Annotated in this window: 13 protein-coding genes and 2 pseudogenes; 5 read left to right on the top strand and 10 right to left on the bottom strand. The window is 42.0% G+C overall.

Annotated elements, in window-relative coordinates; translation table 11 throughout:
- On the top strand, window positions 1–2763 hold a 2763-nt coding region (locus tag AAFX28_RS00005), incomplete at its 5' end, for a condensation domain-containing protein (protein WP_408684506.1).
- Between the two features lie 268 nt (window positions 2764–3031).
- Here AAFX28_RS00005 and AAFX28_RS00010 read toward each other — a convergent pair.
- Entirely contained in the window at window positions 3032–3712 is a 681-nt protein-coding gene (locus tag AAFX28_RS00010; protein WP_408684507.1) for a 4'-phosphopantetheinyl transferase, read from the bottom strand.
- Between the two features lie 476 nt (window positions 3713–4188).
- Here AAFX28_RS00010 and AAFX28_RS00015 point away from each other — a divergent pair.
- Window positions 4189–4305: pseudogene (locus tag AAFX28_RS00015) on the top strand (transposase); the annotation flags it as partial.
- 205 nt (window positions 4306–4510) lie between these two features.
- Here the strand turns inward: AAFX28_RS00015 and AAFX28_RS00020 are convergent.
- Window positions 4511–5026 carry a DUF2913 family protein gene (locus AAFX28_RS00020; protein WP_408684509.1) on the bottom strand — a complete coding sequence of 172 codons (516 nt, stop codon included), beginning with the start codon at window positions 5024–5026 and terminating at the stop codon, window positions 4511–4513.
- A 25-nt stretch (window positions 5027–5051) separates the two neighbouring features.
- Here AAFX28_RS00020 and AAFX28_RS00025 point away from each other — a divergent pair.
- A pseudogene (locus tag AAFX28_RS00025) lies at window positions 5052–5162 on the top strand (GMP reductase); the annotation flags it as partial.
- Window positions 5163–5310: 148 nt separating this feature from the next.
- A complete protein-coding gene (locus AAFX28_RS00030) occupies window positions 5311–6132 on the top strand; it encodes a LysR family transcriptional regulator (RefSeq protein ID WP_408684510.1) in 822 nt (273 codons plus the stop codon).
- A 33-nt stretch (window positions 6133–6165) separates the two neighbouring features.
- Here the strand turns inward: AAFX28_RS00030 and AAFX28_RS00035 are convergent, their stop codons facing one another.
- From AAFX28_RS00035 to tal, 4 genes are all read right to left on the bottom strand, one after another.
- Complete coding sequence (locus AAFX28_RS00035) at window positions 6166–7197, bottom strand: HlyD family secretion protein (RefSeq protein ID WP_408684512.1); 1032 nt, start codon at window positions 7195–7197, stop codon at window positions 6166–6168.
- Window positions 7198–7200: 3 nt separating this feature from the next.
- Complete coding sequence (locus tag AAFX28_RS00040) at window positions 7201–7707, bottom strand: magnesium transporter (RefSeq protein ID WP_408684513.1); 507 nt, start codon at window positions 7705–7707, stop codon at window positions 7201–7203.
- A gap of 153 nt (window positions 7708–7860) precedes the next feature.
- Entirely contained in the window at window positions 7861–9867 is a 2007-nt protein-coding gene (gene tkt / locus AAFX28_RS00045; protein ID WP_408684515.1) for a transketolase, read from the bottom strand.
- A gap of 83 nt (window positions 9868–9950) precedes the next feature.
- Complete coding sequence (tal, locus tag AAFX28_RS00050) at window positions 9951–10901, bottom strand: transaldolase (protein ID WP_408684516.1); 951 nt, start codon at window positions 10899–10901, stop codon at window positions 9951–9953.
- A gap of 448 nt (window positions 10902–11349) precedes the next feature.
- Between tal and AAFX28_RS00055 the strand changes: the two genes are divergently transcribed.
- Entirely contained in the window at window positions 11350–12330 is a 981-nt protein-coding gene (locus tag AAFX28_RS00055) for a sugar-binding transcriptional regulator (protein ID WP_408684517.1), read from the top strand.
- A gap of 15 nt (window positions 12331–12345) precedes the next feature.
- On the opposite strand, the gene AAFX28_RS00060 is transcribed toward AAFX28_RS00055, so the two are convergent.
- The 4 genes from AAFX28_RS00060 to moeB all read right to left on the bottom strand — a co-directional run bounded on the left by AAFX28_RS00060 (window position 12346) and on the right by moeB (window position 16623).
- Window positions 12346–14589 carry an EAL domain-containing protein gene (locus AAFX28_RS00060; protein ID WP_408684518.1) on the bottom strand — a complete coding sequence of 748 codons (2244 nt, stop codon included), beginning with the start codon at window positions 14587–14589 and terminating at the stop codon, window positions 12346–12348.
- A gap of 77 nt (window positions 14590–14666) precedes the next feature.
- Window positions 14667–15509: a sulfurtransferase gene (locus AAFX28_RS00065; protein WP_408684519.1), complete on the bottom strand. Its 843-nt coding sequence runs from the start codon at window positions 15507–15509 to the stop codon at window positions 14667–14669.
- A gap of 16 nt (window positions 15510–15525) precedes the next feature.
- A complete protein-coding gene (locus AAFX28_RS00070) occupies window positions 15526–15843 on the bottom strand; it encodes a hypothetical protein (RefSeq protein ID WP_408684521.1) in 318 nt (105 codons plus the stop codon).
- 30 nt (window positions 15844–15873) lie between these two features.
- Complete coding sequence (gene moeB / locus AAFX28_RS00075; protein ID WP_408684522.1) at window positions 15874–16623, bottom strand: molybdopterin-synthase adenylyltransferase MoeB; 750 nt, start codon at window positions 16621–16623, stop codon at window positions 15874–15876.
- Window positions 16624–16627: the final 4 nt, after the last annotated feature.

The raw sequence follows: 16627 nt of genomic DNA on the forward strand, positions 1-16627 counted from the left end.
AAACTTTATATCTTAGACTCAGAGCGTAACTTATTGCCTATTGGTGCTGTTGGTGAGCTTTATATTGGCGGTGCTGGTGTTGCTAAAGGGTATTTGAATAAACCAGAGTTAACAAAAGAGCGGTTTATAGATAATCCTTTTGCGACTGATTCTGATAAAGAACGTGGGTATACAAGGCTATATAAAACCGGTGATTTAGCGCGTTGGTTACCCGATGGCAATATTGAATATTTAGGACGTAATGACTTCCAAGTAAAAATACGTGGTCACCGTATTGAACTAGGAGAAATTGACAATGCCTTATCAATTATTGAAGGGGTAGAGCAAGCCGTTGTGATTGATAGAAAGGACGACACTGGTCGTAAGTACCTAGCAGCCTACTGTGTTTGTGCTTCAGACAATATGGATGAGGAAGACTTACGAATGCAATTAGCCTCTAAAGTACCAGAGTTCATGATGCCGTCTACATTCACGTTCCTTGAGTCACTCCCTCTAACGACTAATGGAAAGTTAGACCGAAGAGCATTACCTGAGCCTGATTTGATTGACTTATCAGCTTACGTAGCACCGGCAACAGAGTTAGAGACTCGTTTGTGCACCGTTTGGCAACAAGTACTTAACCTTCCGAAGGTGGGTGTATACGATCACTTTTTCCGTATCGGGGGAGATTCAATACTCAGTATCCAATTGGTGAATGCATTACGCAAAGAAGGAGAGTACCTTCAAGTTAAAGACATATTTGAATGCCCAACGGTGAAACAGTTATCTCAAAGATTACAAGAGACGTCGAGTAAAGAAATAAGTGCTGAACAAGGAGAGTTAAAGGGAACTTTTGGGCTGTTGCCTATTCAGCGTTTATTTTTTGATAAGCAACTGCCTAACCCAAACCATTTTAACCAAGCATTTACATTGACAGTGCCTAACGATTGGGAGCCAGAAGCAATTGTAACTAGCCTTAAATCGTTATCAGATCAACATGATATGTTACGAACGCACTTCAAGGTGAATGACTTAGGAGAATATGAACAAACCTATACATCAGAGTCAACACTGATAGAACTGAGCGTTGTCAACGATGAGGGGTGGGGGGATGAAGAAAGAGGTGCATATCTAACAGGCTTGCATGAGAGTTTAGATGTTGAGTCCAATCAACTTTGGCGAGTGGTTTATTTTCAAAGGCCAAACAAAGAGATTGGGGAGCTTTGTTTTATCTTCCATCATTTATTGATTGATGCGGTATCATGGCGGGTAATTTCAGACGATATGAAGTTACTTTTTGAAGGACAGCCTTTAGAGAATAAGTCGAGTAGCTATCGCCAATGGGTAGAAACATTGGATCAATACGCTTCAAAACACGACTCTCAGCGTGCATATTGGGAGTCTGTTGTTGCTCAAATGGAGCTCGGGACATACCCTCAAGTAGCGACTAATGCATCACCAACTATGCATCAGCTTACGTTCAATAAAGAGAGAACTGAGCAGTTGTTAACAGTCTCGCCCCAAGGTTATCACACTGAAGTAAATGACTTGTTGCTTAGCGGACTAGGGCTGGCATTGAAACAGGTTTTTGGTTGTGACAATCCAGGAGTAACTTTGGAAGGGCACGGTCGTGAAGGGATAGATGAGACTATAGATAGTGCAAGAACTGTCGGGTGGTTTACTACAATTTACCCTGTAATTTTGCCTCTAGGAGCAAGCGTAAGTGATACGATCATACAAGTAAAAGAGCAATTACGAGCAATACCGGATAAAGGGATTGGTTTTGGGGCTTTAATGCCAACCGAGTCTAAGCTACCAACGGTATGTTTCAATTATCTGGGTCAATTAAATGGGGTTGATGCTTCAGAGGAACTATGGTCTTTACGGGCAGAGCAAACTGGCATGTCGGTATCTTCTGAAAATCATGATGATACTTTGCTAACGTTGAATGGCGCAGTTGTTGATGGTCAGTTAGGTTTTACCGTTTTATCTTCACTACAAGAGGAGGAGACGCAAGCTTTTATAAAGGCCTTTGAAGAAAGCTTATACGAGGTAATTGAACAGTCAGTATTACAGGCGAAGTTGGGAGGAATAAAAACAGCTAGTGATGAAAGGATTAAGAATCGTAACCAATATATTCAATACGGCTCTATAGATACTTGTTCTCAAACACTCATTTATTGTCCTCTAGGAGATATGGGCTACGAAGCATTTTTAGGATCTTTAGTACCATTAGTCTCTAAAGGTATACATCAGGTTTTAATTGATAGGGATACTTTGGGTAGATTTAACGATTTTGAAAGCTATGCTGATCATATTGTAACTTTACTTATTGATAACGATCTCATTTCGAAACAAGGTTGTACAGTATTAGGGTGGAGTTTTGGGGGGGTTTTAGCTCATTTTGTTGCTACGAAACTTAAGCTTCATGGAATAAATGTTAACTGCGCTCTTTTGATAGATCCATTGGTAAGGCATTATATTAACCCTGAATTAAAGTATGAAATTAACGAACCTTGGTATCCTAATTTAGTTCTACCATTTAGCGATATTAAAACAGTAATGTATCAATGCTCAGTTCCTATTGTCGATAAAGGAGAGTTAGTGTTTTCTGTAACTGATTTAGCCTCAAAATCGAAAGGACTAGGATTTTCACAAGTGTTAAGTGACTATACAGTAAGCGAGTTAAATTGCTCGCACGATAAAGTTTTAACCAATGACGTCGTAAAATCGCAGTTAGCTAAGGATATCAATTTGTATTGCGATAATATGGATCTATTATAACTTGATATTAGATCCCTGATTTAAACCTACTTCAGAAGTTATCGGCGACAGTGTGGCATTTTCTTTATGTATCTGTTGCCGATACTAACTCATCGTTTAAGATCGGGTGTTTTTTGAGCGATGGTTAATGGCATATCATCCCGCCTAACAACTTCGTTTTTTGGCTTTGTGATATGGCTGAAGCGGACTAGCTTTCATTGTCTCGGCTATTTTTGCAATAAGGTCTGTTCATTGGAGGGTATTGAAATTTGTTACAACAATATTACGCTTACTTTAATAAAGCTAGAGTCGTAATCAAAGTTTCAAATGTTGGGGAAGATTCGTGTGTTATAGAAAACTTTATTTTTATCGACTGGCTAAAATCTTGATTACGATGAACAGGGCTTAGGATCAAGCTATTAGTTTCAAAACATATCATTGATGTTTCAAATTCTTTAAAATCGATAAAACGTAAAATAGAAGGATATAAAGCTTTAAAGCCAGATTCCTTAGCAGAAAAAATTAATGTAGTAATAACATCAATTGACCAAGGTTGATCATTCAGCCACTTACCTCTTTCAGCTTGTGTTAAACAATACGAAATTATGTTTTGAGTGTTTACAGGGGTTGCATATTCAATATCTACTCCAAGCGACTTAATCGAATATGATTCAGTTACAATACAATAAGCAATATCATCTGTGTGTGTTATTGAGCCTTTTATTCCCCTAGGCCATATTGGTGGTTTTCCTTCAAGATAACTGATAACCTTACTCGAACATTCAGAGTCTAATAGTAAACTTTCAGCACATAGCCTTCCTCCCAGAAGGGTAAGCTTTCTTTTATGTGTAAGATTACGAAAATAAGGAGGTAATATATGGATTAAGTTTCTCTCAAGCAGGGCATTATCTAGTTTTTTTAAGCACATACCTATGCCCACGACTTCAGGTGCGATAAGGTGGTGTCTCATCCAACAATTACTTAACTTGTAATTAAACATTGGATCGTGTTTTATTAATAGATCTGTTAATCTTGACATTTTAGTGTGTTCAAGCTGGAACTCTCCGCCAATCGCTGACTCTGGACTAAAACAAAGGTAACCATTTGATTAATATCAAAATTAAATTTTTCTTACCTACTTGTACAATATAATATCATTGATAACGAGTGACTTTGACATTAAAGTTACGGATCATCTTTGTTTTCTCACTCTGAGCTTGAGGAAACTATTGCTAAACTTTTTGCTTTAAGGCAAAGCTCAAACCAATCGACATATTCAAGCTCTTGTTCTATAGCTAAGGGGCCCAGTCTTTTTTTCCTTAATTTTTTTAGTACGAGGCATGTCATCGTATTTATTTATTCTTTTTCTGTCAACTGAACGTCTGAATCGCCCAAGCTTTCCTAAACACGTAATTGCTTTACAATTACGTGTTCCAAGGAGGAGCTATGAAGAAACGTCTTGCTGATGAATTTAAGATCCAAGCCGTCAAACAAGTCACGGTAGAAGGATACTCTGTAGCTAGTTTGGTTGAACGCCTTGGTGTATCTACCAACAACATCTACATACTGGATTAAGTAGTTTGGTGATAACAATCAACAATTCGCTGCTGAGAGCGAGCAGAATGTTTGTATCAGAGAACTAAAGAAACAGGCCACTCAAGAAAGCAGCCGCATTTAGGCCAGGCTCATATCATAGCCTCATCGTACTCGTTGAAAGAACGAGGATGCATTTAAACGGCTTCGGCCGTTTAAATGCCTGAACTAATGTTCAGGCTAAGTTTGTCTTCACCCCAAGAGGATGAAGAAGTAAATGAACGTGGTTGGTTTTTTTATCCCACTCTTTCAGTTCGCACGTTAGTTTGTTGACCCCATTAATTGTTTGAATCAATTCGTTAGGGGCTGGGTTTTGAATGAACATTGACACGGGAGCAACCTGCGTTTCATTGTCATCAAAGCAATGCTCAATGTGTGATTCCAGCATGTAGAGAACATTAGGTAATGTTTCTTGGCCTTCTTCGTAAACCTTAGAGTCGATGCTCGCTTCGTCATTTAAGTAAACAAGTAACTCCATGAGCTTGCTTAGATCCGTTGGTTTGGATTCATCAGCCAGAGAATGGAGTTCATACAACCGTTTTTCCAAATTACCTTGCTTCGACTTGGCAATATTGAGCATCAAACGGATGCCTTTCTTGAGGCACGAAAAGGCTTTCTCTTTAAGTTTTGGCTTCAAATATTTAGTGAGTATGTCGTTGCGTTTGGCTACAGGTACAAATCGATCACTCATCGATACTGTGAAGAGAAGGTGGAGTAGGGCATTTAAAACCAGTGTAGGCGCAGCAAAGCTTAAGGAGCTAACTAAGCGTACGACTTTCATCCGCGTACAAGAGCAAGAAAACATCATCTTCGGTAAAGAGAAGTAATCTAAAACTTTTTAAACATCGAAACAGTAAGAGCCGCATTTAGCGGCTCTTTTTTTGTTTTGGGCTAAGCTTTTAGCATCCAACTTGTTGGTTTACTTTCAATTATTCGATAAGTTATCAGGTATCTACACACAAAGGCCTACGACGAATGCACGACTTAAACGCTTTACATGTCTTTCTTGCCCTAATGCAAGCTCGCACAACTCAACGTGCTGCGCAGAAAATTGGTCGTTCGCAATCATATGTCTCGAAGGTTTTAGCGCAGCTAAGAGAGGATTTAAGTGACCCTTTATTTATCCGAGAGGCGGGAGGGCTTGTACCTACTGACTACGCATTGGCGATTGAGCCCAAGGTGAAACTTGCTCTCGAGCAGTTAGATATGGCGCTAATTCCTGAAGAGTTTTCACCTAAGAATCTAGAAAAGGTAACGTTACATATTGTTGAGCCCTATCTAGTCGAAATTGGTAAGGATCTCATTAAAGCAATTCGTTGTGAGACTGATGCTCTCATCGAAATTCGTCGGTGGAGTGAGCATAGCGAGTCACTGATCCTTAACGATCAGGTTGACCTTGGGTTGCATGTGTTGACCGATAAGCCTCAGAGTTTCTATCAGAAGAAAATTCATTCTGGGGGAGGTTGTTTTGAAGGGAACCAGAACGGAGAGTATGTAAAGTTCATCATCTCGGGCATCAATGAAGATCAGGATCACTTTAAGACTCTAGACCCTGATTTGGAAGCTGGTGTTATTGTTGATAGCGTTCATCTTATTAACCAAATGATGGACGAGTTTTTTACACTAAGGTATGAGCCTTACTATGACCAAGATAGGCTTTCGCCCCTTAACTTGGATATGGCATTAATTTGTAAAGCTTCCTTACGATCTGCGGCTAAGCAGCAGTGGTTGATGGGAGTAATCGAGCCAATTGTTGATGGACACGTTGCCAAAATAAAAAACACTGATAAAAAATAAGCACCTATTTAAGGTGCTTATTTCCGTCGTTAATTATAGCGCTGAAAGGTAAGATTTATAGGCTTTGAGTCTTACTGTTGCAGCACCGATAATGTCCATAAACCCAAGGGCTTGATGGGGCTTTTTCGCAGAAACCCATCCTGAGCCTGTAGCGCCAATTGGCACGTTATAGCCCTCTGGCTCTTCAAACTCGATAACTATTGTGCGGCCATGAGAACCGGTATTATTACCGACATGCTGACGGACATGCTGCGAGCCATTCATTACTGAGACTCTAGCTTCACCGGTTCCCGCCGTTAAGCTATGAACCCGTCCGCGAAATATCTCACCCGGATAAGCATCGACATAAAATTCAGCAAACTGGCCAACTTCTATATTTCGGTACGTTTGGTCGGCGATGCGCATCTCAACGAATTTCTTGCTCGTATCGTAAAGGTGCATATTGCCTAAGCGTGTACCTTCAACAATATTCGTAATCGACAACTGGCCATCGAATGGAGCTCGAACATCACGTCTTTCGTTTTGCCACGTTGCAGTAGCAATTTGAGCTTCGACACTTAGGATTTGAGCGTTAACAGACGCAATTTTTGCTTCCGTCGATTCTATGCTAGTTCGAAGATCATCACGCTGAGACTCTTGGGCGAAATCATTAAGTGCTGTTAGCCTGTCTAACTGTTTTTTATCATTATTCACTTGGTGTGTGAGCGCTAAAATTTCAGCTTTTGCTGCGTCTTTTTGTGCTAGCAAGCCTGTAACTTGAGAGGCTGTGTCCTCGGTTCTGAGTGTGTATATCAAATCGCCTTTTTTGACTTCTTGATTGTGTTGCACAAATACTTGGTCAACCTCTTGTCCAATCAACGGGCTAAGTACCGCATGAGGAGCCTTGACGGTTGTACTGTCAGTCAAATCGGCAGGCGACCAAAAACGGTGAGCAGTAAAGAGTGAAAATGCTAAAAGCCCTCCGATACCAACAATGACTACGGCATTTTTTAGTGTCCAGCGTACGACCCCGGTCTTCACTAGCAGCCAGCAGATGAATACATAAGGTAACATGATCTCTTTCATGACTTACTCCTCTGACGTTTTGCTAGGTTGGCGACCGTTACGAATGATATTGGATACTTCTTGTGCCAATACATCCCAGCGTGCGAAAGCGATGATAATGGCTAAGACCCACCAAGTTTTATCGATAAATAGACCACAGAGGGAGAGGGCAAATACGATTTGCGTATGGGCACTCGACATTTTTGCAGCTCGATGAACCGCGACTTCATGTAATTGCCACATTAGATAAACAACGTAAACCATGATAGCGACAGTGACAAAGAAGATGAATCCCATAAACACTTCTGAATCGAGCAACGTCAATATTGTTGGGTAACCATTTGAAAAGTAAGACTCAGGCAACTCTTTTCCGTGGATAGTGCCGAGCTTGGATAGAAGCACAGATGTTGTAATTAGAACAATCAATGCGAATACACATTTTAATAGGTATGAAAGTAGGGTGATTGAAATCCGTTTTAGCTTTGACTCCGCCCTTGGAGATACGTTTGATAGAGTCGTATTGGATGACATAAGCTTAACCTTTATTATTGTTAAGTCGAATAATAAGAGTTAACGCGAGTAAATTTGGAATAGTCGATATTCTGAATGCAATCTACAAATATGTAGAAAAACAAAAAGCCCTGCTGTGGTAGCAGGGCTTTTCAATTGAAAGTGCTTAATAAATTAAGCTAGAAGCTCTTTCGCTGTGTTTACTACGTTTTCTGTAGTGAAACCGAACATCTTGAATAGTTCGCCTGCAGGAGCAGACTCACCAAATGTCGTCATACCAATGATACGACCGTCGAAACCAACGTACTTGTACCAGAAGTCAGCAATACCAGCTTCTACTGCGATACGAGCTGTTACGTCAGATGGAAGTACAGACTCACGGTATTCAGCGTCTTGCTTGTCGAATGCGTCAGTTGCAGGCATAGATACTACGCGTACCTTCTTACCTTCAGCTGTTAGTTCAGCAGCAGCGTTAACCGCTAGCTCAACTTCAGAACCTGTAGCGATAAGGATTAGCTCTGGCTTGCCTTCACAGTCTTTCAGGATGTAGCCACCCTTCGCGATGTTAGCTACTTGCTCTTCGCTACGCTCTTGTTGTGCAAGGTTTTGACGAGAGAAGATTAGAGACGTTGGACCGTCTTTACGTTCGATCGCTAGTTTCCAAGCTACTGCAGACTCAACTTGGTCACATGGACGCCATGTGCTCATATTTGGAGTTAGACGTAGAGAAGCCATTTGCTCAACTGGTTGGTGAGTTGGACCGTCTTCGCCAAGACCGATAGAGTCGTGCGTGTACACTTGGATGTTCTGAACTTTCATCAGAGCAGCCATACGCATTGCGTTACGAGCGTATTCCATGAACATTAGGAAGGTTGCGCCGTATGGTACGAAACCACCGTGCAGAGCAATACCGTTCATGATCGCTGTCATACCGAATTCACGTACACCGTAGTGGATGTAGTTACCTGCTGGATCTTCAGCAGAAACAGACTTCGAACCAGACCACATAGTTAGGTTTGAAGGCGCAAGGTCAGCAGAACCGCCTAGGAATTCTGGTAGCATAGCACCGAACGCTTCTAGCGCGTTTTGAGACGCTTTACGTGATGCTATGTTTGCAGGATTTGCTTGAAGATCAGCAATGATTTGGTTTGCTTTCTCTTCCCACTGTGCTGGAAGTTCACCGTTTACGCGGCGTTTGAATTCAGCTGCCAGCTCAGGGTGTGCTGCTTCATAAGCTGCAAGTTTCTCGTTCCACGCTGCTTCCTTAGCTGCGCCTGCTTCTTTCGCATCCCACTCTGCGTAGACTTCCGACGGAATTTCAAAAGGACCGTGCTCCCAACCAAGTTCTTTACGTGTAGCTGCAATTTCTTCAGCGCCTAGTGGTGCACCGTGACAGTCGTGTGAACCAGATTTGTTTGGTGAACCAAAACCGATGATAGTCTTGGTACAGATTAGAGTAGGGCGTGGATCTGCTTTCGCTGCAATGATTGCTGCGTTGATTGCTTCAGCATCGTGGCCATCTACTGCTGGGATTACGTGCCAGCCGTAAGCTTCAAAACGCTTAGGTGTGTCGTCAGAGAACCAGCCTTCAACGTGACCGTCGATAGAGATGCCGTTGTCATCCCAGAAAGCGATCAGCTTACCAAGACCAAGCGTACCTGCTAGAGAACATGCTTCGTGAGAGATACCTTCCATCAGACAGCCATCACCCATGAATGCATAAGTGAAGTGGTCAACGATGTCGTGGCCTTCTTTGTTGAATTGTGCTGCTAGAGTTTTCTCAGCAAGTGCCATGCCCACAGCGTTAGTGATACCTTGACCTAGTGGGCCAGTTGTTGTTTCGATACCTGGTGCGTAACCGTACTCTGGGTGACCTGGAGTCTTAGAGTGTAGTTGACGGAAGTTCTTAAGATCATCAATAGAAAGCTCGTAGCCTGCTAGGTGAAGCAGAGAGTAAATCAGCATTGAGCCGTGGCCGTTTGACAGTACGAAACGGTCGCGGTCTGCCCACTCTGGGTTTGATGGGTTGTGGTTTAGGTGATCACGCCAAAGAACTTCAGCGATGTCAGCCATGCCCATAGGTGCGCCTGGGTGACCGGAGTTTGCTTGTTGTACGCCGTCCATGCTTAGAGCACGAATAGCATTAGCTAGCTGTTTTTTAGATAAAGAGGAACGATCCATAATGAATACCGATTTCAAATTTAAATATTGGATTGGAAATTGAAAGGGGAACGCAAACGTTCCCCTTTTTTAATTCTGTGTGATTACAGCTTAGCTGCGATCATGTCTTCTAGTTTGCCTTGGTCAACGGCGAAGTTACGGATACCTTCTGCAACTTTCTCAACTGCCATAGCGTCTAGATTGTGCTCCCATAGGAACTCAGCGTGAGTCATTGGAGCAGGGCGCTCTTTAGAACCTTTAGAGTCAACTAGCTTCTCTACAACTTCACCTTCAGCAGCTTCTAGTTCAGCTAGAAGAGCAGGAGCGATAGTTAGACGGTCACAACCAGCAAGTTCTAGGATCTCGCCGATGTTACGGAAGCTTGCGCCCATAACAACAGTGTTGTAGCCGTAGTCTTTGTAGTAGTTGTAGATGTCAGTTACTGAGATTACACCTGGATCTTCTGAAGCTTCAAAGTCACGACCTTCTTTCGCTTTGTACCAGTCCATGATACGACCAACGAATGGAGAGATTAGGAATACACCAGCTTCAGCACAAGCACGAGCCTGAGCGAATGAGAATAGAAGAGTAAGGTTACAGTTGATGCCTTCTTTTTCTAGGATTTCAGCAGCGCGGATGCCTTCCCAAGTAGAAGCTAGTTTGATTAGGATACGATCGTTAGTGATACCAGCGTCGTTGTACATTTTTACAAGCTGACGCGCTTTAGCAACGCTGCCCTCAGTGTCGTAAGAAAGACGAGCATCAACTTCAGTTGAAATACGACCTGGGATTGTTTTAAGGATTTCTTTACCGATGTTTACTGCAAGCATGTCACAAGTGTCTTGAACTTGTTGTGCTTTATCAGAGCTTTGTGCTTTAGCGTATTCAATTGAAGCATCGATAAGCGGTGCATACTCTTCGATTTGAGCCGCTTTTAGAATCAGAGAAGGGTTAGTTGTTGCATCTTCTGGCTGGTACTTTTTGATTGCATCAATTTCACCAGTGTCTGCTACTACTGTCGTTAGTTTACGAAGTTGCTCTAATTTGTTGCTCATTCCGATCATCCTATTTAATAAGCCATCATATCAATTGCGGTGATATGACTTGTGCAATTGCAAGCGTGGCGGCCAACTTCTACAAACGCCTTTGACGTTTGAGAAGTAAGCTTACCAAAAATTTTCATCACCAGAACAAATGCAGTGAACATTTGCTCTCATGCTGAGTAAATGATGGGTTCATAATTATCTTATCTAGATAGAATGTCAATTGCTTAGATAAGGTTAAAGTGACATTCATCAACAAAATTGTCCGTTCGATTTCACTATGGATAAAATCAAACGTTTGCCCCAGTAGGAAAGGGTATTCAGCCGAACAAACTAGAGTAAAATTTGTTCTGAGAAATTGTAATACTACTGAGCAAATGCTGGAAAGATTTAGAGCCATGACATATGCTACGCACCTGAACATTTGTTATATGTTGTTTAAGATAGGAATGCAGTGGTTATGAGTAAGAATCAAAGTGACATTTCTGATGATAACGCCGATCTATTGACTGAAATTTCCGTGGCGTACTATCAAGATGGCGCGACTCAAGAAGAGATATCTAAAAAGTTTTCTGTGTCGCGGGCAAAAGTAGGGCGAATGCTAAAACAGGCACATGATGAAGGTATTGTCGAGATAACGGTAAAATACCATCCGGTGTTTAGTGCCAAGATTGAGCAAAGACTAATAGAACGCTTTGGTATTAAACGTGCGTTGGTTGCGCTTGACCAACCTAGTGAAGAAGAACAGCGGTTGCAAGTTGCTGGCCTAGTGTCCAAATATATGGCTAGTAGCTTACAAAACGGTACGGTTGTGACGGTAGGACAAGGGCGAAATGTCTCAGCAGTTGCTCATCACATGGGGGTTATTCCTCAACGTGACGTTAAGTTTGTATGTGGAATTGGTGGTATTCACCCTCGTGGGGGGATGTTTAATGCTGACCATATATGTCGCCAATTTGCGAAAACATACGGTGGTACTTCCGAAACACTTTATGCCCCAGCTTATGCCGAGAACCGAGAGCAAAAGCTCGCGTTCATGCAGAACGCTACTGTAAAACAAACCCTCGATTTAGCACGCAAAGCGGATGTCGCTTTGGTTGGCATCGGCGATATGAGTGAAAATAGCTATATGGTCGACCTAGGTTGGTTTACGGCAGGAGAAGTGGTTCAATCTCGTATGTTACAAGGCGTAGTTGGAGATTTTGCTGGTTACGACTTTTTCGATATTCACGGTGGTACCGCAAAAACAGTCATGAGTGACCGGGTGATAGGGCTTGGAATTGAAGAGTTCCGACCGATAGCTGAAGTAATAGCTATAGCGGCAGAAAATAGTAAGCCATTAGCCTTGCTAGGTGCTTTGAGAACTGGTGTGATTGATGTTATAGCGACAAGCGTAAGTAATGCATTGACCGTTTTAAACCTAGACGAGCAAATGAAATAATCATAATGGGCAGCGTTACGCTGCCCTAGTCTTTAATTGAGCAATCAGCGCTTCGACAGTTTGAGGCTTAGAATAATAGTAGCCTTGCATAATGTGCGCACCGAAGTGGGTCATGGTATTGATATGTTCGGCTTCTTCGACACCTTCAGCAACGATTCTCACATCCAAGCTTTTACCTATACTCATAATACTCTTGACTAAAGAGTGGCATTTATCATCATTAAATAGATTGCCGATAAATGAGCGGTCGATCTTAAGTTCGTCAACAGGCAACTGGTGAAGTACATTGAGAGATGAATAACCAGTACCAAAATCATCGAGTGAAAGTTCGAAACCAAGTTGTTTTATTGCTTTACACTTTGAAAGGACAGCAGGCAAGTCTTCGATTAATACACTTTCAGTGAGCTCTAACGTAATCATGCTAGGTTCAACTTTGTGGACCAATATTGACTCGACCAAGTGATTAATAAAGTCATTATCCATAAATTGAATAATTGAAATATTAATCGCAGTCTGTAGCTTCCTATTTGATGCTTGCTGGAGGCGTAAAGACTCTTTTAACGCCTTTGTAAGCAGAAGCTTTCCTAGTTTAGGCATAATGCCAGTACTTTCTGCAACCGCAATGAATTTGTCCGGTGGAACAAAGCCAAGTTCTTCATCGACCCAGCGAGCGAGTGCTTCAACTCCCCAAATTTCACCATTACGATATTGAGGCTGGAACTGTATATGGAAGTTATCTTCGGCAAGTGCAATACGCAGTCGTTGTTCGATTAGTGCCTCTTGTTGGTGCTCCTTCTCCATATCAGAAGTGAACATGCAGTAGGTATTACGTTGTGTTTTCGCTTTAAGCACGGCAATGTCAGCTAGACGCTTAATATTATCGACTCTATCAGTGTGCTGAGGGTAGAGTGCTACACCAATACTCGCAGTGATGACGTAGTTCGAACTTTCGAGTTGGTATGGCAGGGATATAGCATCGAGCAGTTCATGACAATATTGCTCAATGTCTGCAACTTTGTTTTGTTCAAAAACCAAAAGGAATTCATCACCGGCTTCTCGAGTAAATAGGCTGCCGATAGGTTTACTACGGTTGATACGTTTTGCTAGCTCTACCAGTAACTTATCTCCACTTGCGTGACCATAAGTATCATTGATCACTTTGAATTTATCTAAGTCGATGTACAACAGTGCGAACTTTTTATTGCGCCATGGTTTCTGCTGCTTAACTGAATAATAACGATTTGGTAGCCCGGTCAAAAAATCATGGTTTGCTTGATAGTGTAATTCTTGTCGACGGTTTCGCTCTGCTTGGTTAATCCGCTTGATTAGTACGAAAACGAACCATTGAAGAGCACAAAACACCATGAAAACGGTGGCAAAAGACGGAAGGAAATCAGCGAGAATATAATTGTGGTCTACTTTAGAAACGACCCATAATTTTTGTTTAGGTAGGTATTTAGTCACGCCGATGTAAAGAGAGCCTTGATACTCGATGTAAAACGACTGAATTACGCTGTCATACCGCCCTGATATTAGATTTGCTAGCTTGGTCAAGAGGTCAGTAGATTTAGAAAAGGCAATCTTGTCTTTGTAACCATTATCAGGGCTAGGCAGTTCCATTTGAGCGTAGCCATCCTCACGAACTACTTTAAAAATGTTGTGCCGGCCAAGTAGAAGCGAGTCATTGATTAACCCAGTATTATCTAAAGAAACAGCACCTGTTATGACCGCAACTGGCTCACCTTCAATATTGCGGATAGCTTTTCTAAAAGGGATAAAATAGGACTGAAGGTTTTGGCTGAAGTAGGTACGGCCCACTACAAGGCTATTTGAGTTAATGGTTTCTACGAAATTATCCCACAAATCAGAAGCTTTGAATTGTTTAAGCCGATCACTATTAATATTTGGAAGATTGCTACTTGCGACGATGGAATTGCCTTCTAGGTCCATCAGTCTTATCGCTGTTATGTCTCCGGAATCGCTAACCAGTCCGTCAAATACAGCAACTGCTTTCTTGATAGATTTATCATGGGTTATGTAGTGCAATGCTTGTTCGCCAGCCACTTCAAGGATTCGGTCTTCATTATCGATCAGTGATGACAAAGAATTTGAAAATACCTCGACCTGAGTAGTTTGAGTACGAACAGTACTTTCAACGGTGGATGTCCAAAGGTTATATGTGATAAACACCAGAAGGCAGACACTAATCGTGACGACTACTCTATACAGAGTCCAAATAGTTTTTGGTTTTTTAATCATACTGCTCCTTTGCCACCGAGTGAGGAATTATCGGCTACACAATGAGCAGTATAAGTACAGAACTGTAAAGTTACAAGTTATCGTACCGTTTGTTGGATAGGGAAACGCTCGTCTGAACCCCACTCAGTCCAAGAACCGTCATATACAGCCAAGTTACTATAGCCGACTATCTCTGCTGCAAGTAATACAATGCATGCAGTTACACCAGAACCGCAGCTGAAAATAGTTTGTGTGGTACTTTCAGATAGCACATCTGAAAGAATAAGTTTTAGCTCATCGCTTGGTTTAAGTTTGTGATGATTAATTAACTCAGCGAATGGCTGGCAAACAGAATTTGGTATATGACCACTACGAATCCCCGCTCTTGGTTCAGCGACTTCAGAGTTAAACCTAGCCCGTGAACGAGCGTCGACAATCAAGCTCTTGGCATTGTCTATTTGTTGCAGTACATAATCTGCGGACACAAAGAATCGGCTATCCAAATTACCTTGAAAGTCGCCTTGTGAATTTGTTTGTGCGTATTCTTGAGATAGTTCTAAGCCCTCTAGGTTCCACTCCGTGAGGCCTCCATCAAGAATATAGACTTCCTTGTGGCCCATCGCTTTGAACATCCACCAAGCTCTCGGTGATGCAAAGGTGCCGCTATTATCGTAAACAACGATAGTAGTGTTGTTATTTATACCAAGCTTTTGCGCGAGAGAATTAAATCGTTCTTCCGATGGCATCATGTGAGGCAGCGAAGCGTTTGGGTCACAAAAGTCTTGGTCGTAGTCGAATCTGAGTGAGTTTGGGATTAGATTCGTTTTGTCTTTCTCAACTTCCCCGGGGATTTGAAAGTCTATACTGGCGTCGAGGATAACAAGGTTTGGGTTGGTCGTTTGTTGCTGGTTGAGCCATTGAGGGCTGACGAGTGGGTTCATGAGAAGTCCTTTCTTTTTATTCTGTAGGTAGGCACTTTACTAATTGGTACGAGCTAACACTAGAGATTAAACCTGATTCTTGTTTAATTGTGACTTTAGAGCCTTTGGGACAATCTACTTTAGGATCTGTTTGAATTAAGATTCCTTGATTGTTTGAAGTCGTAATGTTGAGAAATCGACGGTGTCCATCAAGAGATTGGGTAAGCGTTTGATTGACGACAGTGCCTTCGATTTTTGTCGACTGAGTAGCAGGGAAGAGTTTTAAAAGGGTAAGTAAGATTAAGGCAGTAAAACAAAAAGCGGCGATAAATACTTTTGGGCTGTTCATCGACATTGTTTATCACCGCCTTAGTTTACTTTTAGTTTAGCCACATACTGGGCAACTAGGCATTTTCATTAAGTTCATTTCACGCCAAGACATCGTCATTGCGTCTAACATCAATATCTTGCCTTGCTTTGGTGTGCCGTAATTAGCTATGACTTTGATTGCTTCCATTGCCTGTACCGCGCCGATAATACCCACGACTGGAGCCATGACACCAGCTTCAACGCAGCTTAAAGCAGCAGTACCGAATAGTGCACTCAAGCATTGATAGCATGGTTCACTTTCGTCTTGGTAAGTAAATACGCTGACTTGACCTTCCATACGAATAGCAGCACCAGAAACCAATGGTGTTTTTAGTTCAAAGCAAAGCTTATTCAGTTGATTCCGCGTTTCGACGTTATCAGAAGCATCTAATACCAAGGTATGTTGCTCTATTAATGACTTAAGCTCATTGTCTTTAAGGCGCTTATCTATGGTTTCAATTGCTAAGTGAGGGTTTAGCTGTTTTAGCGAATTGGCCGCTGACTCAACTTTCTTGATGCCAACGTCTGAATCATGATGGAGCACTTGACGCTGCAAGTTAGAAAGCTCAACGACGTCATCATCAATCAGAGTCAACTTACCCACACCCGCGGTTGCCAAATACTGGCTGGACGCACAACCTAAACCACCAGCACCTAGTATCAAAATCGAGCTTTGCTTAAGTGCCTCTTGGCCATCAAAGTCAAATTGTTTAAGGATGATCTGGCGGTTGTAACGCAGCATCTCTTGATCAGATAAGATCTCCAATGCT

The sequence above is a fragment of the Vibrio sp. TBV020 genome (assembly GCF_046056895.1).
Taxonomy (GTDB): domain Bacteria; phylum Pseudomonadota; class Gammaproteobacteria; order Enterobacterales; family Vibrionaceae; genus Vibrio.